Origin of the sequence: Synechococcus sp. H55.2, assembly GCF_047462495.1 — a bacterium.
GTDB lineage: Bacteria > Cyanobacteriota > Cyanobacteriia > Thermostichales > Thermostichaceae > Thermostichus.
The window spans coordinates 1-19695 of record NZ_JANSJH010000043.1 but is presented as its reverse complement, the minus strand read 5'-3'; the positions used below and the strand labels follow the sequence as shown (position 1 = coordinate 19695).

General features: G+C 60.4%; 19 protein-coding genes and 1 tRNA gene. 5 read left to right on the top strand and 15 right to left on the bottom strand.

Annotated features, from left to right (window positions below; genetic code table 11):
* Nucleotide 1: 1 nt before the first annotated feature.
* The 5 genes from NW844_RS06955 to hisB form a co-directional block, all read right to left on the bottom strand.
* Nucleotides 2-1282: a DNA double-strand break repair nuclease NurA gene (locus NW844_RS06955; protein ID WP_414334641.1), complete on the bottom strand. Its 1281-nt coding sequence runs from the start codon at nt 1280-1282 to the stop codon at nt 2-4.
* On the bottom strand, nt 1266-2162 hold the full coding sequence (locus NW844_RS06950) for a 6-carboxytetrahydropterin synthase (RefSeq protein ID WP_414334639.1): 897 nt from the start codon (nt 2160-2162) through the stop codon (nt 1266-1268). Before NW844_RS06950 ends, NW844_RS06955 begins: the two co-directional genes overlap by 17 nt.
* Nucleotides 2163-2284: 122 nt before the next feature.
* Nucleotides 2285-3361, bottom strand: coding sequence for an NAD(P)/FAD-dependent oxidoreductase (locus NW844_RS06945; RefSeq protein WP_414334638.1), 1077 nt, complete (start codon nt 3359-3361; stop codon nt 2285-2287).
* Nucleotides 3362-3389: 28 nt separating this feature from the next.
* A complete protein-coding gene (locus NW844_RS06940) occupies nt 3390-3542 on the bottom strand; it encodes a photosystem II protein Y (RefSeq protein WP_011432316.1) in 153 nt (50 codons plus the stop codon).
* A 360-nt stretch (nt 3543-3902) separates the two neighbouring features.
* Nucleotides 3903-4547 (bottom strand): imidazoleglycerol-phosphate dehydratase HisB, encoded by a 645-nt coding sequence (hisB, locus tag NW844_RS06935; protein ID WP_414334636.1) that lies wholly within the window; start codon nt 4545-4547, stop codon nt 3903-3905.
* Between the two features lie 308 nt (nt 4548-4855).
* Between hisB and NW844_RS06930 the strand changes: the two genes are divergently transcribed.
* The 4 genes from NW844_RS06930 (at nt 4856) to NW844_RS06915 (ending at nt 9438) form a co-directional block, all read left to right on the top strand.
* The gene (locus NW844_RS06930) at nt 4856-6265 is read left to right on the top strand and encodes a RecQ family ATP-dependent DNA helicase (RefSeq protein ID WP_414334634.1); all 1410 of its coding nucleotides are present in this window, start codon (nt 4856-4858) and stop codon (nt 6263-6265) included.
* Nucleotides 6266-6379: 114 nt separating this feature from the next.
* Nucleotides 6380-8173: a glycoside hydrolase family 3 N-terminal domain-containing protein gene (locus tag NW844_RS06925; RefSeq protein WP_414334632.1), complete on the top strand. Its 1794-nt coding sequence runs from the start codon at nt 6380-6382 to the stop codon at nt 8171-8173.
* Between the two features lie 92 nt (nt 8174-8265).
* Complete coding sequence (locus NW844_RS06920) at nt 8266-8757, top strand: c-type cytochrome (RefSeq protein WP_414334630.1); 492 nt, start codon at nt 8266-8268, stop codon at nt 8755-8757.
* A 9-nt stretch (nt 8758-8766) separates the two neighbouring features.
* On the top strand, nt 8767-9438 hold the full coding sequence (locus tag NW844_RS06915) for a diacylglycerol/polyprenol kinase family protein (protein ID WP_414334628.1): 672 nt from the start codon (nt 8767-8769) through the stop codon (nt 9436-9438).
* 51 nt (nt 9439-9489) lie between these two features.
* Here NW844_RS06915 and NW844_RS06910 read toward each other — a convergent pair whose 3' ends face one another.
* Complete coding sequence (locus tag NW844_RS06910; RefSeq protein WP_414334626.1) at nt 9490-9849, bottom strand: hypothetical protein; 360 nt, start codon at nt 9847-9849, stop codon at nt 9490-9492.
* Nucleotides 9850-10026: 177 nt separating this feature from the next.
* Entirely contained in the window at nt 10027-10284 is a 258-nt protein-coding gene (locus tag NW844_RS06905) for a helix-turn-helix domain-containing protein (RefSeq protein WP_414334625.1), read from the bottom strand.
* A gap of 346 nt (nt 10285-10630) precedes the next feature.
* Here NW844_RS06905 and NW844_RS06900 point away from each other — a divergent pair, with 346 nt between their 5' ends.
* A complete protein-coding gene (locus NW844_RS06900; RefSeq protein ID WP_414334645.1) occupies nt 10631-11704 on the top strand; it encodes an RpoD/SigA family RNA polymerase sigma factor in 1074 nt (357 codons plus the stop codon).
* A 250-nt stretch (nt 11705-11954) separates the two neighbouring features.
* On the opposite strand, the gene NW844_RS06895 is transcribed toward NW844_RS06900, so the two are convergent.
* The 8 genes from NW844_RS06895 to NW844_RS06860 all read right to left on the bottom strand — a co-directional run bounded on the left by NW844_RS06895 (nt 11955) and on the right by NW844_RS06860 (nt 19431).
* A tRNA-Phe gene (locus NW844_RS06895) sits at nt 11955-12027 on the bottom strand.
* A 59-nt stretch (nt 12028-12086) separates the two neighbouring features.
* Nucleotides 12087-12740, bottom strand: a complete 654-nt coding sequence (locus tag NW844_RS06890; RefSeq protein ID WP_414334643.1) for a Crp/Fnr family transcriptional regulator — start codon at nt 12738-12740, stop codon at nt 12087-12089.
* 360 nt (nt 12741-13100) lie between these two features.
* The gene (locus NW844_RS06885; RefSeq protein WP_414334623.1) at nt 13101-14717 is read right to left on the bottom strand and encodes an AAA family ATPase; all 1617 of its coding nucleotides are present in this window, start codon (nt 14715-14717) and stop codon (nt 13101-13103) included.
* Between the two features lie 53 nt (nt 14718-14770).
* Entirely contained in the window at nt 14771-15340 is a 570-nt protein-coding gene (locus tag NW844_RS06880; protein WP_414334621.1) for a hypothetical protein, read from the bottom strand.
* A gap of 32 nt (nt 15341-15372) precedes the next feature.
* Nucleotides 15373-16374: a zinc-dependent alcohol dehydrogenase family protein gene (locus NW844_RS06875; protein WP_414334619.1), complete on the bottom strand. Its 1002-nt coding sequence runs from the start codon at nt 16372-16374 to the stop codon at nt 15373-15375.
* A 74-nt stretch (nt 16375-16448) separates the two neighbouring features.
* Nucleotides 16449-17381 carry an alpha/beta fold hydrolase gene (locus tag NW844_RS06870; RefSeq protein WP_414334618.1) on the bottom strand — a complete coding sequence of 311 codons (933 nt, stop codon included), beginning with the start codon at nt 17379-17381 and terminating at the stop codon, nt 16449-16451.
* Nucleotides 17382-17553: 172 nt separating this feature from the next.
* On the bottom strand, nt 17554-18504 hold the full coding sequence (locus NW844_RS06865; RefSeq protein WP_414334616.1) for a LysR substrate-binding domain-containing protein: 951 nt from the start codon (nt 18502-18504) through the stop codon (nt 17554-17556).
* Nucleotides 18505-18783: 279 nt separating this feature from the next.
* Nucleotides 18784-19431, bottom strand: coding sequence for a thermonuclease family protein (locus tag NW844_RS06860; protein ID WP_414334614.1), 648 nt, complete (start codon nt 19429-19431; stop codon nt 18784-18786).
* Nucleotides 19432-19695: the final 264 nt, after the last annotated feature.

Genomic DNA, 19695 nt, shown 5'->3' with positions numbered 1-19695 from the left:
ATTAGGCGATACCAGTTCGCTTCTGGGCTTCCTTGCGGGAGACAGCCACATGGCGCAGGCCGGCGCGGATCAGCTCCTGCTCGATCAGGGCAAAGAAGCGCTGCCGATCCCCGCTCCGCACCACTGCCAAATGATGGGCTTCCCCCAGGGCAATGGGGTAGCCAAAGCCCTTTTGCACCTGGCTCAGTACTCCCGCCAGGGCCCGCTGCAGCAGCTGGGCATCCTGGGCCACCCAGGCGGGAAACTCCAGGCGGGCGATCTCGGGGCCCCCCTTCCCGCCGACATTCAAGTAACAGCAGTGGATGTGGTGTTCCCCGAAGGCATCCAAGACACTGGCGCCACTGCGCCAGAGGGGGCTGCGCTCTCCCGGCTGCAGCAGGGATCCCCAGAAGACGCGATCCGGCAGGGGAGCAAAGGGGTGACAGGGGGGGGTTTTCTCGCCGGCACAGTAGCGATGGCAGTCGCAGCCCAGATAGGGACACAGCCCTAGGCGTAAGTAGTTAAGGGTTTCGCTGCTGCGGGAAGCGCTGATGTAGCCCACCAGGGGGATGCGGGCGGCCCGCAACTGCTCCAGAGTCGCCAGGATGGGATCCAGCCAGGGACGCTGGGTTGATCTGGGCAGCGGCTCCAGTCCCCAGGGGATCAGGGATCCATCCAGGAGCGCCAGCGTGGCGCGGCGACGGGGCACTGACAGGGCCAACTGCGCCAGCTCCTCTAGCTCTGCCTGAGCCCGCCGCAAGGCCAACACCACTTCCGGCCCCAACGAGACCCCTGTCCCGCTGCCGGGGTTCCGCACGGCAATGGCAGCACTTTGCAACCCTTCTGCCATTTGCTCCAAGAGAGAGGAGTCCGAGCGCTGCCCATACAGCAGCAGAGGCTGACTATCCAAAAGCGGCCACTCCTGGGTGCCGTAGTGCAGAACCACCCGCCCAACATTGATCAGCGAGCAATAGGCGATCTCGTGGTGGCTGGGCAGGATCTGGGATCCATCGGTGGCCACCACCGTGTGTCGTCCCTGCAGCGGCTCCACCTTGGGCAGGGATCCCCAGGTTTCCGGGGGCTCGGCGGGGCTGGCGCAGGTAAAGGCCAGATGGGATCCCCACTCCGTCCAACGCGACTGCCAAACCTGCGGCTCCTGCTGCAGGCGCCCGAAGACCTGCAGGGCTTGGCGCAGGCGCTCCTGACCGGCCCGCGACTCCTGCTGCAAGTGCCGAGCAAAGGCGGGGATCTGCCCACTCAGCTTAACCAGATCCAACATGGTTACATCAGCGTCGCGCGGCAACACGGCTGCCGAAACTCTGGGGGAGCCCTTCTGAAGAGTTGAACAGCTCTTCCAGCGGAAACTCCCCGTAGACCTCGCTGCTGTTGTTGGGGCTCTCTTGCAGGCGAACCCGATGCAGTTGCACCCCCAGCTCGCGCAGGGGCAAAGTCAGCAGCCGTTGAATGTAGAGGGCGATGTTTTCGGCGGTGGGCACCACCTGGGCAAAGTAGGGGATGTCTTTGTTCAAAAAGGTGTGATCCAGCGGTTTGACCACCTGCTCGTCAATGATCCGCTGCAGAGCCGCCAGATCCACGAGCATCCCCGTGCGCGGGTCGATGGATCCCTTGACGGTGATCTCCAGGCCGTAGTTGTGGCCATGGCCATGGGGACGGGCGCAGAGGCCGTAGATGGCGGTGTTCTCTTCCAGGCTCAAATGATCCAGGGCCAAACGGTGAGCGGCGCTGAAATGGGTGGCAACGGTCAAGTAGGCTTGCATGGCTTCTCCTCGGTATTCGGCCCAAAGTTCGGGATCCTCGTACAGGCGGACGCTGGTCAGCGGCAGCGCATCGGCCAGGCGTTGCCAAATTACGTAAGCGATAAACTCGGTGGTGGGCAGGGTTTGGGCAAACTCCGGCCAGGCTTGATTGAGGTAGGCGAAGTTGAGCTCTTGAATCACCCGCTCTCGGATCACCCGCTTGACCTCTGAGAGGTTGAGCACCATGCCGTACTCATCTACCTCCCCCGTCAGGCCCACCTCCAGCACGTAGTTGTGGCCGTGGCCGGGAAAACGGGCTTGGGGGCCAAAGCGGGCTACGTTCTCGGCTTCTGAGAGTTCGGGCAACCAGTAGCGATGGCTGGCGGCAAATTGGGCACGGCGGTAGATCGTACAGGTTCTGGGCATGGATTATCTGCCAAGGGATCCACCCTGTCAGCATAACTCTCTACCCCAGAGGATGGAAATTCTCGGCAGTTCTCGGCCTGGATCTGCAGGCATTGCTCCAGGCCAACTGGGTCAGCGTCCCCTCACCGCTCAGAGCCGCCCAGCATTTCGAGCAACGTTTTGGCGGCATCTTGCCCTGAGAGCCAAGCCCCTTCTACGCGCCCCCCGGCGCACGAATCGCCGGCACAAACCAAAGGCAATCCCTCAGCCGCCGGAATCCGGGTGCCCAAGCTGGCCAATCCCATGGTTTCCAGCGGCAAAGCGTAGCGCCAACGGTGCACCTGCATCCATTGGGGCGAAGCCAGCCAGGGATCCAGATGCTTGGCGGCGTGGGCCAACAATTCTCGACCTGCCTTTTCTAGCTCAGGTGGGCCGGCCTCCAGGTACAGAGATGACCACTCCGCCCCCCCATGCAAGACCACCACCGGCGAGAGCGGCTGCGGGCGCTTGCTGCTGTCCAACCCCAGCCAGGCCAACATCGGATCCTCCAAGCACTTGATCCCTTTCCAGGGCGGCGGCGGCGTGTCCTTGGAGTAGCCGGCCAAAACCGCAAGGCAGGGCTGATACTCGGCGGATCCCAGCAGAGACAGCAGGCTATCGGCAGGAGGGATCTTCTCTTGCAGCAAAGGCAGCAACTGCGGGGCCGGAATGGCCGCCACCAATGCGGCAGCCTCGTAGCATTGACCATTCTCCGCCTGCACTTGCCAGGTTGTGGCCAAACTTTTGAGGCCGACCACACGAGTTTGGGTGTGTACCGACAGCGGGGCAGCCAGGTGTTTGGCCAACATCGTCATGCCCTGGGGGCAGATGTAGCGCGGTTTCTCCTCGTTGGGATGCTCCGGGCGCAGCCCTTTTCGATCCAGCACATGAAGCGAGCGCGTCCATTCCGTCAGCAGCCCCAGGCCCAGCAGCTCCTTCACCCAGCGATGAAAGCCATCGGAATCGGCAGTCAGGTATTGAGCCCCGTGATCCACCGGCACCGTTTGTCCGAGATGCTCAACCCGACGGGTGGCCAGGCGCCCGCCCAAGCCCGCCGATTTTTCCAGCACCAGAACCCGCAGCCCCGCCCGCAGCAGTCGCCTTGCGCAGACCAAACCGGCCACTCCGGCCCCGATGACAATCACATCGGCGGATTTTGGGTTTGTCGCCTCGCCTAGCATACTGAGCCTGCCGGCCGGATCCGCACGTTCAGCTCCCGCCTTTGCCGAAGGGGTTGTTGCCCTTCTCGCCGAAGAGCTTGGCCTCTCCTTTGATGGCAGCCTTGATGATGTTGTAGGCAGCCCAGGCAACCACCAAAACAATGGGCGACAGAACGATCAGCGGACGGAGATCAATGTCCATGGTTTTCATCCCCCCCTAACATGGGCCTATCAGTGGCTGGGAATCAGAACCTCCAGAGCTGGCAACTGCCGGGAAACCCTTTTTCGACTTTTGGATCCCGCCTGAGCTGGGACGCAACCCTGGAAGGATGGCTAAGTCCAGAATAAACCCAAATGGGGATCCCTGCCGGACAGACTTTGCCTCATCCAGGTCTGTGAATTGGCGCCGGCTCAGCTCTTTTGGATCTTCACCAGTGGCTGGAGATTTTGCCCAAAGCAGCCGGCGGGCGAGTGCGGCTCAGCATTCTCGACAGAACCCCATCGTCGGATGGGGCAGCACCACAAGTCCCAGGCTCAAGGTCAACAGCCCGCGCAGGCGCCGCTACAGCACCCCCTTAGAACTGGGGATCCCTTCCTGTCGGCGCGGATCCCGTTCTACGGCCATGCGCAGGGCGCGGGCAAAGGCCTTGAAACTGGCCTCGACGATGTGGTGGGCATTGAGGCCGGCTGCCTGGCGAAGGTGCAGGGTCATCTGGGCATGGTTGACCACCGCCTGATAAAACTCTCGCACCAACTGGGTTTCGTAGCGGCCAATGCGCTCGGCGGTCAGCTCCAGGCCGTAGCTGAGGTGGGGTCGCCCGGAAAAGTCCAGCACCACCTGCACCAGCGCCTCATCCAAAGGCGCCCAAAAATGACCAAAACGATAAATGCCCCGCCGATCCTGCAGCGCCAGCGCCAGCGCCTGTCCCAACGTGATGCCCACGTCTTCGTTGGTGTGGTGGTCGTCGATGTGCAGATCCCCCACCGCCTTGATCTGGAGATCGATCAACCCGTGGGTGCTGAGCTGGGCCAGCATGTGATCCAAAAAGGGGATCCCGGTGTCGATCTCGTGCTGCCCTCTGCCGTCCAGGTTGAGATGGATTTGCACATCCGTTTCCCCCGTGCGACGGTGAACAGAGGCCATTCTGGGCTGGAGCAAGGGTGGGGAGTCGTTGGCATCAGCGGTGCGGAGCACATTGGCAGTCATAGTTCCAGCATCGAGCTAGGCGGGAAGTCCCAGCTCTAGAATCGCACAAGACCACCGCCCTGTTGCCACGCAATGCTACGCGACCGATACCTTGCCAAGGGCAGCAAAGAGCATTCCTTCCCGGCCAGCGACCTGGATCCCAGCCATCCCGATACGGGTTCCCTCACCCCTACCCCCTCTCCCAGAGGGAGAGGGGAACTAGAGGCAGAAAGGGGGTTCCGTGGAATTGGAAATAGCCTGTTGTTGGACAACCCCCTTTACAATCGCTGTAGATTGCTGAAGGAAATCGCGGCAAAAGGGGTTGCCGTTTGCAGGATTGGCAGCAGGTTCAATCCGCCCTCAAGCAGTACTGGGGCTACGAGGCGCTGCGCCCGCCCCAGGCTCAGGTGATCCGCGCCTTGCTGGAGAAGCGCGACGCGCTGGTGGTATTGCCGACGGGGTTTGGCAAGTCTCTTTGCTTCCAACTCACATCCCTCTTGCAAACAGGGCTGACGCTGGTGGTCTCGCCCCTGATCGCCCTGATGGAAGACCAAGTCCAGGATCTCTGGAAGCGCCGTCTGCCGGCGGCCTGTCTGCACAGCGAGCTGGATCCGGCCCTGCGCAAGCGCGTGTTGAAGGCCCTTGAGGAAAACCGACTGCGTCTGCTCTACCTGGGGCCGGAAACCCTCTTCAGCCCCCCCGTTTGGCAACGGCTGCAGCAGCCCCAGGTGCAAATCAGCAGCCTGATCGTGGATGAGGCCCATACGTTGGTGCATTGGGGGGGATCCTTCCGGCCCGACTACCGCCGTTTGGGATTGCTGCGCCCGGCTTTGGCCAAGCCCTCGTTTCCCATCGCCGCTTTTACCGCCACCGCCGATCCCCAAACCTGCACTCGCCTGGGCCACATCCTGGGGCTGCAGGATCCGGAGTGCATCCGCGCCGATCCGCTGCGGGCCAATATCTCCCTCAATGTGGCCATCGCCTGGAGCCCGGCGGATCGCCGTCGGCGGCTGTTGCGTTTTCTGGCCGAAAACCCCGGCCCGGGCCTGGTGTACGTGCGCACACGGCGGGATGGGGAGGAGCTGGCCGCGTGGCTGGGCCGCCACAACCAAGAAACCGCCACTTACCACGGCGGCCTGGAAGCGGGATCTCGCCGGCGCTTGGAGCGGGCCTGGCTGGCGGGCGAGCTGCGCTTTTTGGTTTGCACCAACGCCTTTGGCATGGGGATCAACAAGCCGGATGTGCGCTGGGTGCTGCATTTTCATCCCCCGCCCCATTTGATGGATTATTTACAAGAGGTGGGGCGGGGCGGGCGGGATGGCGGCCCCTGTCAGGCCCTGATGCTGGTCTCGGAGCCGACGGGCCTGCTGGATCCCAGCGATCGCCAGCGCCAAGCCTATTTCTATTCTCAGCAGGAGCGCCTACTGGCCCAAGCACGCCGCCTGCTGCAAACTCTGCCCCCGCAGGGATCCTATGCCGACCTGCCGCCAGGAGAAACCCGGGTGGCCCTGGGCCTGTTGCAGGAGATGGGCTGTCTGCGCTGGCCGGATCCCTTTCACTTTCAGGTGCTGCACCGCCGTTGGCAGCCGCCGCCGCGGCAGGATCCCTGGCACGAGATGGAGGCCCTGATCCACGCTCGCGGCTGTCGGTGGCAGGCGATCTTGCCCTACTTTGGCTACCCTGGGGAACACCCCGGCCTGCCCTGCGGCACCTGCGACCGCTGCCGCCAAAGGCGCTGATTGTTTTGGCAGCAGGGAAGCCAGAAGCCGGGAGAGCGGCTAGGATCATCTGCGCTTGGGTTTTCGCAAAAGATGGGGATCCCCCAGCATTGCTGACGACTTCCGGTTATGCCCATGAGTGTCTCCGGATCTCTGGCCGACGAGCTTGACCAGCCCTTGTCCCTAGCTCGACAAGTGGCGCAACTGCTGGTGGTGCCGGTCTCGGCCCGTTTGGGATCCCAGTCACCCCCTCGAGAAGTTCTCAGGCGGCTGATCCAAGAGGTAGGGATTGGGGGCATCTGGCTGACCGAGGGCCATGTGGCAGAAGCCCTGTTGCTGGTGGAAGAGTTGCAAACCTGGGCTGCCCTGCCCCTTTTGGTGGCGGCGGAGGCCGGTCGTGGGCTGGCCCTGCAGGGGGCGACTTCTTTTCCCCACCCCCTGGGCCTGAGCCGCCTGGGATCCGAAGCCGAGCGCTGGGCGGAACAGTGGGGTTGGATCACGGCGCGGGAAGCAGCGGCCCTCGGCATCAATTGGCTGCTTAACCCGGTCGCAGAGCTGCTGGGGGAAGATCCCCTGTCTGCTTTGCAACTGGCGCGAGCCTTTGTGCGCGGATGTGAGCAAGCCGTCCCAGAGGGGATCCTGACCACGGCCAGCTCTTTCCCCGGCAAAGGGGAAGTAAGGTCGGCTGCAGCAGAGCAGGTTTCAAAGGCACCGGACATCCCCTGGTGCCCCCGTTTGAGCCTGACCCCAGCCCAGCTCCAAGAGGGGCCTTGGCTGCCGTTCCTGCTGGAGCAGGTGGGGGCGATCTTGGTTTCTCATGTGGTGCTGCCGGAGTGGGATGAGCGCTGGCCCATCACCCTGCTGCCGGGGCGGCTCACCCAGCTGCTGCGGCGGGAATGGGGGTTCGGCGGGCTGATCGTGGTGGATAGACTCGATGACGGCTTTCTGGCGGAGCTGGCCGCTGGGACGGAGCTCTCTCCCAACCGATTGGCCGTGCGGGCTTTCCAGGCCGGTGCCGACCTGATTTTGGCCCCCCCCGATCCAATGGCCTCGCTGGCAGCCGTTTTGGAAGCGGTGCAGCAGGGATCCCTCAGCGCCGTCCAACTGGCCCAATCGGTGACGCGGGTGCTGCGCGCCAAGCAGCGAGTCCTGCCTGCGGCCTCAACTCTCCTCAAACAGGTGTGGCCGGCCTTGGCGGAAACGGATTTCAGCGCTGTTGGCGGCTGGATGGGGGCCAAGGATCCCACCGACCCGGCCCTCAGCCGCGGCTCCCCCGCCGAGCACCTGAAACCCCTCTTGCTGGGGGATCCCATCCGCAAGGACTCGGCTTTGGGAAAGCTGTTCAACACGCGCGCCAACCTGCCCTCTGCTCTGCACAAAGCCGCCCAGCTGGGATCCCTCTTGGCCGAGCAGGATATTGCTCCCTGTCAAGCCGCCATGGCCCGCGGTGGGGTGGAAGGTGGCCGGCCCCTCAGACCGCCCCCAGAGCCCAGATGGTTGAACTGGATCTGGCTGGATCCCCCCCTGGACACTGCCGACCTGCAGTTGCAGTCTCCCGCTGTTCAGGTGCCGGCGGCGTTGGGCATTCTCCCTGTGGTCAGCGATGCCCTCACCCCCCTGCCTTGGCTGGAAGCTGCTTTGAACAGCGCTCCAGGGCTGGTTTTCCAAGCTTTCCTTCGCGATCCCCTGCCCAACTATGTGCTGGATTGGCTGCAACAGCATCGGGAGCGGGTGGCAGCCGTCGTCGTTTATGGTAATTTATCCTTCTACCGCCGCCTGCAGGCGCACTTTCCAGGGGCCAATCTCATCCACAGCCTGAACCGGGATCCCTGGGCCCAAGCAGAGGCGATGGAGCGGCTCTTTCCCAACCGCGCCATCCCAGAGGGAGCGCAATCTCAGACAGACCGGCAAATCATTAAGAAAAAGTAAATACCATTACAGATTATTGGCAGGGAAGGGCTCCTGAGTTATCGTGTTGGTTGAAATGTAAAAGATTGAAACGGTCTCTCTCAGCGTTGTCTGTGCATCCCTCCCTCTCAGACATCCCGCCATCCGGCAGCAGCCAGGCGTCGCCCGGCTGCTGGGCTGAGTTTGAGCAGAAGCGACTGCCCTCCTCCCAAAAGCGTTTACAACCTTTCCTCAAGTCCTTGCAGCAGTTCTTCACAGGTGTCTGGGCCCAAAAAGCTCGTTGGGGCGTCGTCCTCCTCGGCCTGGCGGTAGTCACCTGGGTTTGGTTGAGTGCCGGGGCTCGGCTGGATCCCTACACTCAAGCTGTCCTCAGCCTAGAGGGGCAGGTTGGCCGTGGTGCTTCCTTGTTTGCCCTCAACTGTGCGGCTTGCCATGGAGAAGAAGCGGATGGTCGGGTGGGGCCCAGCCTGCGGGGGGTGAGCAGCCGCCGTTCGGATCGGTTTATCATTCAGCAAGTAACCGGTGGCAAAACGCCTCCCATGCCCCAGTTCCAGCCCGATCCCCAGGAGATGGCGGATCTGCTCAGCTACTTGAAAACGCTCTGAGGCCGTTTCATGGGCCTGACCCAGCAGCTTGCTTGCTATGCTCTCTGGCTGGCCTCCGTCTTTGCTTTTGCGGAATGGCTGCGCTCCCAGCAGGTGGACGGAGAATGGGTGCGCAAGGCAATTCACATCGGCGTGGGCAATATCATTTTGCTGGCTTGGGCCTTGCAAGTGCCCCGCTGGCTGGGGGTAGGGTTCTCGCTGGTGTTTGCCGGCCTGGCGCTGCTCTCCTACCGAGTGACCCTTTTGCCCAGCTTGAATGGGGTCGGTCGGCGCAGCTTTGGCACCTGTTTCTATGCCCTCAGCATTGGCCTGCTGCTGTTTTGGTTTTGGCGGCCACAGCGACAAGTCTTCGCGGTGATCGGCATCTTGGTGATGACGTGGGCGGATGCCTTGGCCGGCTTGGTGGGCAAAACCTGGGGCAAACACCCCTATCAACTGGGATCCCTTCAAAAAAGCTGGGAGGGATCCCTGACCATGTGGGCGGTGAGTACCTTGGTGATCGCGGCGCTGCTTCTGGGGTACTTCGGCTTCTCTCCCCCTTTGCTCGCCATCAGCCTCTTGGTGGGGGGAATAACCATGGGCTTGGAGGTGTTCTCTTGGTGGGGCTTGGATAACCTGACCGTGCCTTTGGCCAGTGCCGGCCTCTGTTTTGCCCTGCTGCAGAGCCTCAACTATTTATGAACTTTACATAAACTAAATCCTGCAGTCGGGCTCGCAAGCGGTCGTCCTCTTTCAAGCCTGACGGCGTTCTTGCTCCTGCTCTTCCTGCTGCTGCCACTGCCTGAGCAACTCTTTGGCCGCCTGTGGGGTAAAGTAGTCCAGCTCCATCAACTTACGGTAGGTCAGAATTTGCCGCATCTCCAGGGGCATGTCTGCTTTTCGGTAGAAGTAGTGGATGCGGCTGATGTTTTGCTCCATCTCCGTAAACTCTTGCTCCTGCTTTTCCTGCTTAAGCACCTCATGGGGAGCAGACATGCGGTTGTAGTTAGGGATCCGCTGCCTGCCGGTGGTCTTGCCCGAGGCAGGCACACGATGGGCTCCGCTTTGCCGGTTGTTGGCCGGATCAGAAGAGTTGAAAAAGAAGGAGAGCATCCGTCAACCTCACACAAGCAGGTGAAATGGGGCCGTCTCAACAGCAAGTTAACAATATCAAGTTTAGATGAAGAAGTGAAGGCGTCGGTGATCTGGATCCCGTTGGGGCCCTGTATCTTTACTGTCTTGCTCCCCTGGGATGGTTGAGGGAAATCGGATGTAGCTTCCCCCCGACTGCTACAGATGGGATTCATCTCCGCTTAGCAGCCAAGTGACCGACACTCCCAACGCCTTGGCAAAAGCCACCAGTTCCTTGTCGATGACGCGCCGTTTTCCCTTTTCCACCTGGCCGATCTTGACGTAGTCCAACTGCACACCGTACTTGGCCAAGCGGCCCGCCAGTTGATCTTGGGTAAGTTGCAGCTTCTCCCGTACCCAGCGCACCCGCTCCCCAATCAAGTTGGCCGATGGATGGTGCCGGTCGTTCAACTCCATAGGAGCAGCAAGTTGTAAATATTCTTTATCCAGACTGAAGAGGTTCGCAGCTCGCCAATCGCCCCATGGTAGCCTGAGCTGGCAAGGTTCCCTTTTCTTTGGGATCCCAGCCGTGGAGCTGGCCAGCCCACGAACAATCTTACCTCAAGGCCTAGATCGAAAATCGCTTACTGCCTTTTGGCGGGCAATCCCTTACCCACAGAGGCTTGGCGGACGGGATCCCTGTTGTTCGAGCATTGAACCGGAAAAATCTCGGGACAAAAAAGGGTGGCATGATCGATTTTCGCTCGCACCGGAAGAAAAAACCTTTCTAGACTGGGAGGTGACGTTCTCTCCTCACTTGGCCGTGGTTTTTTCTCGTCCTCATCCTGAAGACTCTGCCTCTTTGCCTCAGGAGCTCGACGAGCTCTGGTTTGACCCTGAGTCTGCCCTTCAAGAAGTCGACCCAGAGCCGGTTGCTGGCGGCTCGCGGTTGAATGAAGATGCCGTCGATCACTACTTAAATACAATCGGTCGCGTGCCCCGCATCGACCACGCCGAAGAAATCGAGCTGTCGCGCAAGATCCAGCAAAAGCTCCTCATCGATCAAGCCCGGCAGGAGTGGCGGCAACAACGGGGCAGGGATCCCAGCGACGAGGATCTGGCTGAGGCCCTGCAGATTTCCGTATCCACCTTACGATCCCGCATCCGACAAGGGGAACAGGCCCAGCGCAAGCTGATCAACGCTAATCTGCGTCTGGTGGTCAGCGTGGCCAAGAAATACCTCAATCGGGGGGTGCCCTTTTTGGATCTGATCCAAGAGGGCAATATCGGGTTGATTCGGGCCACCGAAAAATTCAATGCGGAACGGGGTTTTCGCTTCAGTACCTACGCCCATTGGTGGATTCGCCAGGGGATCACCCGCTGCATTGCCAACCAAGCGCGGACGATTCGCCTGCCGGTGCACATGGTCGATAAAGTACGCCTGCTCAAACGCACCAACCGCGAGCTGATGAAGCTACAGGGGCGGCGGCCCACCGAGGCGGAGCTGGCAGAGGCACTGGGCATTAAAGTCAAGAAACTGCGCATGATCCAGCAGGCTGCTGCTTTGCCCCTGTCACTGGATGTGCCGGTTGGCCAGGAAGGAGAAAGCTGCCTTGGCGATTTGCTGCAGGATGAGCGGCAAGAGCAGCCTTTCCAAGGGATCCTTGTGCAATCGATGCAGCAGGATGTGCGTTCTGCCATGCAAACCCTGAAGCCGATTGAGAGGCAAGTGCTGGAGTTGCGCTACGGGTTAGACGGGCAACAGGCGAGAACCCTGCGGGAGGTGGGGGAGCACTTTAACCTGACGCGGGAACGGATTCGTCAGATCGAGCGGGATGCCCTGCGCAAATTGCGGGTGGGATATCCTTCACGAGCTCTGGCCCAGTACATTCGCTAGCTGTCACGGCTTCGCAGACGGGTTTCCCGACCAGCTTTCTTTTTGCTCTTGGGTTGAACGCCGCAGCCCAGCGATGAAGCGGCTCGTTACGTCGTTGTTGCTACGCAGCGTTGTCGCGAATGCGCCAGCGCGCGGAGCTCTATACCTAACTCCCCTCTCCCTCTGGGAGAGGGGCTGGGGGTGAGGGCCTCTGGGAGAGGGGTCGGGGGTGAGGGATGGGAGAGGGGCCAAGGGTGAGGGTAGCGTCAGATGCCAGGAACCAGACTTGAACTGGTGACACGAGGATTTTCAGTCCTCTGCTCTACCAACTGAGCTATCCCGGCTCTGGGCTTATTATCTTACAACCCTGCGAAGGCTTTCGGCAACTGGTAATACCCCCCATTCAGCCAATCAGTTTCTCCAAAGCCTCCATCTGGGGAATGCAGAGAACCTCTCGGGTGCGATCCCGGCGGATCAGCTCTTCCTGCTCCAGCTTAGACAGGACACGGGTGACCGTTTCCCGAGCCAAGCCGCTCAAGCTGCTCAGCTCCCGATGGGGCAAGTTGGGAATCTCTACGCCACCCCGGCTGACCCGGCCACGAGACTCGGCCAAGAACAGCAGGATATCGGCAACACGGGCCGTACTACTGGCCTCGCGTAACTGCAGACGACGGTTGATCTGCCGCAAACGACGCGACATGAGTTGAGCAAGGCGGATGCCGGCCTGGGCATCCGAGGCCAAAAAAGCCAGAAAGTGCTGGGCCGACAGACAACTGACTTTGGTGGCTGTTAGAGCTATGACGTCGGTGGAACGGGGCGCTTCGTCCAAAGCGGCCATCTCCCCGAAGACTTCTCCTGGACCGAGAATGGTGAGGGTGATCTCCCGTCCTTCGAGATCATGGGTGCGAATCTTGACCCACCCTTCCAGGATAAAGTAAACGGCGTTGCCCCAGTCATTTTGTAGCAAGATGGCCTGATTGGCCGGGTGGGAGCGCAACGACATTTGCCCGGCCAGAACCTCTAGCTTCTCAGGAGGGAAGCCCTCGAACAGGAGCATCAGGCGCAGGTCATCTGAAGTTACATCGCTCACCGCTGGATCCTCCTGCAAGCGGTCAATTCTGGTCGAGTTGGGTGAGAAAAGGGTGGGGGCCTTTAAAGACACGTTGACACACTTCCCAACCTCCTGCTGGCTTTGTGTAAGGCGAAATGTTCGGGTAAGCGCACCCCTGTTCCCTGCTCAACAAGAGCTGCTGCCCTCCTCTACAGCCATTGCAAATAGCGATGCAGCGGATGGTTGTGTCGATCCCCAACTCCCTTCTCCCTCTGGGAGAGGGGCCGGGGCGCGGCGGGTTCGGGAAGTGTCTTTCGGGTTGGAAATAACCTCAACCCGCAAACGGTGAAATCCACCTTGCTCATGTCAATTTTCCTGACTGGGTGCAGTTTGAGTCGAGACCCAAAGCTGCTGAAGTTGAGAGGGCCAATCTTGACTGGTATCCAGAACCCTCAAAAAAGGCCGTTCCAACTCGGAAAACTCCTCCCAGTGGGCTTGTTGCTCGGTAAGCATCTCGGCCGTGGCATCGGCAATGTCGGCAGGGCGCTGCTCAACTCCATCGATGCAGCCGGTTTGAGGAGCTTGGCTGCGGCGTTGCAGGCGCTCTCGCAAAACAGGCTCAGGGGCGTAACAGTGGAGAATGTGCAGCGGGATCCCCCGTTGTTGGGCCTGCGCAATGGCCATTCCCCGCAGCGCCTGCCGGTCGAACTTGGCATCCAGAATCACGGTGTAGCCCTCCTGGGCCAGCTCCACGCCCAACTGCACCAGGCGGCGGTAGGTTTTATCGGTCATCTCCGGGGTATAGACCGCCGGCCCCCCCCGTTGCCATAAGGGGATCCCGGCCAAATGCTTGCGCACGGCATCGGAGCGAATGTGAATGGCTCCCTGCTGACGGGCTAGGTGACGGGCCACCGTACTTTTGCCGGATCCCGACAATCCCGACATTAAGAACAACTGCCCCTGCTTGGGGAGAGTGTATTCCCAGGCCAGGCGATAGTACCGAGCAGCAGTGCGGAAGGCCGTTGCCTTGGTTTCCTCTGTTGCCGTGGGATCCTCCAGCAAAAAAGAGGTAACCTTGGCCCGCACATAAGCTTGGCGATTGAGGTAGATGGGCAGGATTTTCAGCCCTTCCCAATCTCCGGTTTCTTCCAAGTAAGTGTTCAAATAGACGTTGCCCAGATCCGGACGATAGCGGGCATCCAGATCCATCACTGCATAGGATACGTCGTACATGACATCCACAAAGCGAAAGGCTTCGTTGAACTCGATGCAATCAAAAAGTAGGATCTTCCCTTCCCAAAAACAGATGTTGCGCAGGTGCAAATCTCCGTGGCATTCGCGAATGCGGTCTTGTTCTATTCTTTGTTGGAAAAGCTCCTGCCGCTCGGCAAAAAAGCGATCGGTGTAGGCTCGGGTTTCTCGATATTGCCGAGCTGTTTGGGGGCCGCCGATGTAGCGCTGGGTTTGGGCGTAATTCTCGTCAAAGGCCTCGCGCACCCGTTCTGGCCGGCCAAAGCTGCGAATGTAATCGTTGGTCTCGGCCTGGGCATGAAACATCGCCACCACCCGCCCCAGCTCTTCCATCAAGGCCGGCGTCAGCTCTCCTCGCTCAAAGAGGTTGCTGAACAGTTGCTCTTGGGGAAATTGCCGCATTTGCAGGGCGTATTCTACAAGCTCGCCGCTGCCGCTGAACTGAAAGCGGCCATTGGTTTGAAAAATAGGCAACACCTGCAGATAAAGGCCGGGAGCGCCGCGTTGGTTCATGCGCAGCTCCTCTTGGCAAAAGTGGCGCCGCTGCTCTAGGGTGGTGAAATTCAAAAAGCCGAAATCCAGAGGCTTTTTCACCTTATAGGCATAGTCCCCCGTCAGCAGAATATAGGAAATGTGGGTTTGAATAAGCTGAATGGGATCCTGCGCCGGATGAGGGTAGAAGGCGGGATCCAGCATCGCTTGGATCAAAGGGGGCAGGTGGGCATCGGCCATGAAAAACGATAGAGATGGAAAGGTTGGGGTTAGGGATCCCGATCTTCCGCCACCTATTCCCTGAAGGGCAAGGCAGCCTCCTGAGGGGAGAGGCGGATCAGGCTGATCCCTTGCTTAATTAGGGTATCTTGAGCTGCACCGGAAAGGGCGTAGGGCCAGACCAGATACTTGGTGTTGATGTAGTCTTGTCCGCGCTTGGCCAGGTTCACCTGTTCCGAGAGCATGCGCACCTCTGGCCCGCGGCTGATGGTGGCTTCGGCCCGGCGAATGCGCTGCATCAATTGGCTGAACAGCTCCTGGGGCTGCTGCACAAACACCACAATGGCCAAGTCACAGGGGTTGTAATAGTTGCCGATGCCACAGAGGAGCAGGGCTTCACTGCAGAGAACGAGGCTTTCCTGGTCTCCCAAGGCCACCACCGGATACAGAAAGGTGCGCACATCCTCCAGTTGCCAGTGGTTAAAAGAGTGGCTATCCACCTCTCCCCGCACCCAAGAGGAGATGGCAGGAAAAACCGCTTCACTCAACAGCCGATAGGCCGTCTGGGGCCGTCCCAGCCAGCAGAGGGCATTTTCGTAGAAGCTCTCGTTCTCCAACAGGTGGGGGGTGAGAGGAGCGACCATGGGCAGATCCTCGACCAACTTTTCCAGCATGCCTACTCGGGGATGGTTAAGGCAATTTTGCCCAGAACGGATCCCTGCTCCAGCAGCCGGTGGGCGGCAGCCGCTTCGGCCAGAGGAAAGGTATGGCTGAGCTGGATCCGCAGTTGGCCCTGGTCGATGAGGCGGGCACACTGCCTGAGAATTTCCGCCTGGTTTTGCTGGGCGTTGGTGAGGTTTTTCAGCATCGGGGTGAGCATCAGCTCGAACCCCACCCGCAAGTTGCGGTCGCGGGCCACCCGCCAATCGGTCTCCGGGGCCGGCGCCAGCAGGGTGACGATATCCCCGTACACGCGCACCGCGGGGAAGGTCTGCTCCAAGATCGCGCCGCCCAAAGTATCCAGGGCCAGATCCACCCCTTCCCCCCCTGTCCAGTCCCAAACGGCCCGCACAAAGTCGGTCTGCCGGTAGAAGATGGGCAAGTCGGCCCCCAAAGAACGGACAAACACCGCCTTTTCTGGGGTGCTCACGGTGGTGGCCACTTTGGATCCCCGTAGGCGGGCCAGTTGGATGGCCACATGGCCAACTCCACCCGCTCCCCCGTGGATAAGCACACGTTGGCTGGCCTGCAGCCGTCCCCGGTCGTAAAGGGCTTCCCAGGCGGTGATCAGCACCAGCGGAGCAGCCGCAGCTTCGGCAAAGCTCAGTGTTCTGGGCTTGGGAGCCACAAAGCGCTCGTCCACCACGATCAGCTCGGCATAGTTGCCCGCCTGCCTGCCCAGACCGCCGTGGCAGAAGTAAACCTCATCTCCCACCGTAAAGTGCCTGACGCCGGATCCCACGGCTTCCACAACGCCGGCACCGTCACACCCCAAGATGGCTGGCATCTCTTCGGGGTAGAAGGTGCCTCGCCGCCGCAGCTTGGTGTCGATGGGGTTGACGCCGGCTGCCTTGAGGCGGATGCGCAGCTCCCGCTCACCGCGAATCTGAGGTTCAGGGACTTCTCGGAGCTGCAGAACCTCTGGCCCACCGGCCACACTCATGACCACAGCTTTCATGCGCTCAAGTTGTTCGGTTCTGGTTGGATTGGCCCGTTCAATGGATGCAAGATAAGACTTGGCATTATCGACCATCACCGGGGAACTCCCATAGCATTCGGGTAACATTTGGAAAAAGCTGCATCGAGAAATTCCCCGATGAGGGGCAGCACTTGTTCCCCATGCAAGGCAGGGATAGCATGGCTGGCGCCGGGCAGGATCTTGAGCTGCGCTCCGGGGATCCCTGCGGCGTAGGTTTGGCAGTGCCAGAGGGGGATGGTGTCGTCCTGTTCGGCGGCAACCACCAGGGTGGGGGCCTGAATGTGTTTGAGGTAACGCTCAACCGTATCGACGGCAGCTTGCGGGCGCAGACGTTGTCGGAGAAATTGCCGGGCCACCGGTTGTTGGCGCAGGGATCCGCGCAACCACAAGAGTTGAGCCAGTTTGTCTTCCCAATGCCACCATCGGGCCAGGGGGGTGATCGCCCGCAACAGCCAATCGACCCAAACGCTTTCCCAGAGCAAGGGCCGCAAATGGCGGTAGCGTTTGACAAAGCTGTCGTCGCGGATCCCGGCAGGGGCCAACAAGACCAACCCCCGCAGTGGATACCGCACGGCATAGGCCGCTGCCACCCAGCCGCCAAAAGAATGGCCCACCAGAACCGGAGCCGATAGGCCCAGCGCCTGGACAAATCCGCGCACAAACTCCACTTCTGCACCGATGTCGTAGCGCAAGGCCGGCTGGCTGGACTGCCCGAACCCCAGCAAATCGAGGGCGATGCAGCGGTACTCGCCTCCCAACCCCTGCATCAGCGGCCACCAATTGGCGTGGGTGGCCATAAAACCGTGCAAAAACAGCAGGGGGATCCCGTCTCCCCACTCTCGATAGGCGGCCCAGCAGGACTCTGCCCCTGGGATGTTCAATCCTTCCAATTTCACCCTCTGCAGCGGGATCGCTTGAACGCGCGCTCGTAACTCCGCCAGGCGCTGCGCCAAAGGCAGCCGTTCCAACAGCTCTTGCTCGATCATCGGCCCATCGTCAGCAGATACAGCCTTTTCCCGTGCTACGCCAAGGTCACCCCGCCGCGAACGGGTGAGGGGACAGAGCCCTTGATGGATCCCAGGCAGCACTTCTTCTGAGGATCTTGTAGAGATCTTAACTGATCCCAAAAACTCCCACGGGGTCGGGAAAAGCTGCGACTCAACCGAGCAACTGCAAATGGGGAGGGGGGATTTTCAGCCAGTCCTGGCGGGTCAGTAGCCCTTGGAGAAAGCGGGTGGCCGCCTGCGATTGATAGCGCTCCGGGTTAAAAGCCAGCCAGAGGGTACGCCGTATCTGCAGCCCTTCCACCGCCAGCTTTTGGAACCGACCTTGCTCCACATCGGCTCCCACCGCCACCGTCGACAAAAAAGCCACCCCCAAACCCGCCTGGACGGCATTTTTGATGGCTTCAATCGAGCTGAGCTCCAGCCGCACATTCAGTTGAGCCGGGTTGATGCCGTGGCGATTCAACACCCGGTCGATGGTCTGCCGCGTGGAAGACTGGGGATCCAGAGTGATAAAAGGCAAAGTCAACAGATCCGCTAGAGCAGGAGAGTCAACGGCACAGCCGGGGGCGCCGACCAGCACGTATTCATCTTCCGCCAGAGCCATCACCTTCAAGTGCCGCTGTAAGTCAAACGGGATCTCCCCACCGACAATGGCCACGTCCAATTGACCATCCACCAACTTCTGGGCGATTCGCCGCGTGGATTGCACCAAGAGCTGCATCGAAATCTGGGGATAGCGGCGGTGATATTGCGCAATCAAAGAAGGCATGACATAGGTGCCCACCGTTTGGCTGGCCCCCAAAACCAGGTGCCCTCGCTCCATTGCTTGCAAATCTGCCAGAGCCTCGAGGGTTTCATGGCACAGCTTGAGGATGCGCTCGCTGTACTGCAGCAATACTTTCCCGGCATCCGTCAACTCCACCTTGCGCCCACTGCGGTCGAACAACACCACCCCCAACTGCCGCTCTAGGTTCTGCACCTGCAAGCTGACAGCGGGTTGGGAGACAAACAGGCTATCGGCAGCACGGCGAAAACTACCCTGCTGGGCAATTGCCCGCACAATGAGAAGTTGATCTAGGGTAAACGGCAACTCATCCGGCATAAGGAACTCCAAACTGCCCGGCGGGATCTCTTTCAGTTCCCTGAGGAGCTGGGCAGCCCAGGATTGGAAACCCACATGAGATCATCATAAACAAGCGAGAAATCTAAAGAGAACAGCTCAGCCCCTCCCCGGCAGCTCGGCTGCGGGGGTTGACCAGCCAAGGATAGAGAGGGAGGCCTGGAACTTACAGGCTGTTTTAGCGAAAAGCGACCTAAAGTTCCCAGTTAAGAGCTACGCCAGGACTTCATCCCGCCAACGCGACTGGCCGTGGGGAGCAGGTCAGCGAGGGCCATAGGACGTCCAATAGCCGCGCCCCTGTTGCCTTGCCGCAGTGGCTGCTTCTCTGAGGATAGGGCCATACTTGAGGCCATCGGTTCGCCCAGACAACAGGCCATGGCCCAAAAACAGCATTTCCTGGTTGATGAGGGTATTGGCCTGCCAAACGTAGGCAGGTAACGTGGGAGCGGGAGCCAGGGCAGGATCCAACTCCAGAAACACCTCCCGTCCCAGCAAAGCCGTCTGCAAATATTGGCCGGCATTGTAAACCGCCAAAGGGGTTTGTCCGCGCAGCTCCGTCCACGTAGGATTGATCTCCGCCGGCAGGGGATCGATCCCGATCAGTTGCACCAGCCGCAAATCCAAATCCCCTTCAAGCTGGACAACCAGGGTGTTGTTGTCGACCACCCGAACTATGGCTGCACGCTTTAGATCGCGCAGCTCCGGACGCGCCACCCGTGTCAGGGCCCAAGCGGGCCATGCCGAGCACAGCAAGGGCAAAGCCAGAACGCTGCCCAGTTTGATAAGGCTCCGTCCATTGGCTACAAGCAGGGATCTGGGGCGAGGAGAACTCGGAGCAGAACGCAGAGATTTTTTCAGCACGGACTTTAGCCGTTGCAGGACAGACTTGACGATAGGGATGGTTCGCATGTTGAACTTTGGCTAGATCTCACGCCGCCCTCGCACCGCCGCCCACTGGGCCTCAATGCGGGATCCGGCCTGCCGTCACTCTACAAAAAACTTGGGCAGATGGGTCGGTTCTGCGGGCTATCTCTCGATTTCAACTGGCGGATGCGCTACCCCGTGACAATCTATAGAGTCATTGCAAATAACAAGGAAACAGCTCGTTATTTCCCAGCTCCCCTCTCCCTGAGGGAGAGGGGCCGGGGGTGAGGGCTGTCCCTGAGGGAGAGG

Bases quoted from the DNA above. Each gene is read 5' to 3' on its own strand.
- NW844_RS06865 (WP_414334616.1), bottom strand. From the start codon at position 18,504: ATGCCGGATGAGTTGCCGTTTACCCTAGATCAACTTCTCATTGTGCGG.
- NW844_RS06910 (WP_414334626.1), bottom strand. From the start codon at position 9,849: ATGCTCTCCTTCTTTTTCAACTCTTCTGATCCGGCCAACAACCGGCAA.
- NW844_RS06915 (WP_414334628.1), top strand. From the start codon at position 8,767: ATGGGCCTGACCCAGCAGCTTGCTTGCTATGCTCTCTGGCTGGCCTCC.
- NW844_RS06880 (WP_414334621.1), bottom strand. From the start codon at position 15,340: ATGGTCGCTCCTCTCACCCCCCACCTGTTGGAGAACGAGAGCTTCTAC.
- NW844_RS06925 (WP_414334632.1), top strand. From the start codon at position 6,380: ATGAGTGTCTCCGGATCTCTGGCCGACGAGCTTGACCAGCCCTTGTCC.
- hisB (WP_414334636.1), bottom strand. From the start codon at position 4,547: ATGACTGCCAATGTGCTCCGCACCGCTGATGCCAACGACTCCCCACCC.
- NW844_RS06950 (WP_414334639.1), bottom strand. From the start codon at position 2,162: ATGCCCAGAACCTGTACGATCTACCGCCGTGCCCAATTTGCCGCCAGC.
- NW844_RS06870 (WP_414334618.1), bottom strand. From the start codon at position 17,381: ATGATCGAGCAAGAGCTGTTGGAACGGCTGCCTTTGGCGCAGCGCCTG.
- NW844_RS06940 (WP_011432316.1), bottom strand. From the start codon at position 3,542: ATGGACATTGATCTCCGTCCGCTGATCGTTCTGTCGCCCATTGTTTTG.
- NW844_RS06885 (WP_414334623.1), bottom strand. From the start codon at position 14,717: ATGGCCGATGCCCACCTGCCCCCTTTGATCCAAGCGATGCTGGATCCC.
- NW844_RS06875 (WP_414334619.1), bottom strand. From the start codon at position 16,374: ATGAAAGCTGTGGTCATGAGTGTGGCCGGTGGGCCAGAGGTTCTGCAG.
- NW844_RS06860 (WP_414334614.1), bottom strand. From the start codon at position 19,431: ATGCGAACCATCCCTATCGTCAAGTCTGTCCTGCAACGGCTAAAGTCC.
- NW844_RS06890 (WP_414334643.1), bottom strand. From the start codon at position 12,740: ATGCTCCTGTTCGAGGGCTTCCCTCCTGAGAAGCTAGAGGTTCTGGCC.
- NW844_RS06945 (WP_414334638.1), bottom strand. From the start codon at position 3,361: ATGCTAGGCGAGGCGACAAACCCAAAATCCGCCGATGTGATTGTCATC.
- NW844_RS06905 (WP_414334625.1), bottom strand. From the start codon at position 10,284: ATGGAGTTGAACGACCGGCACCATCCATCGGCCAACTTGATTGGGGAG.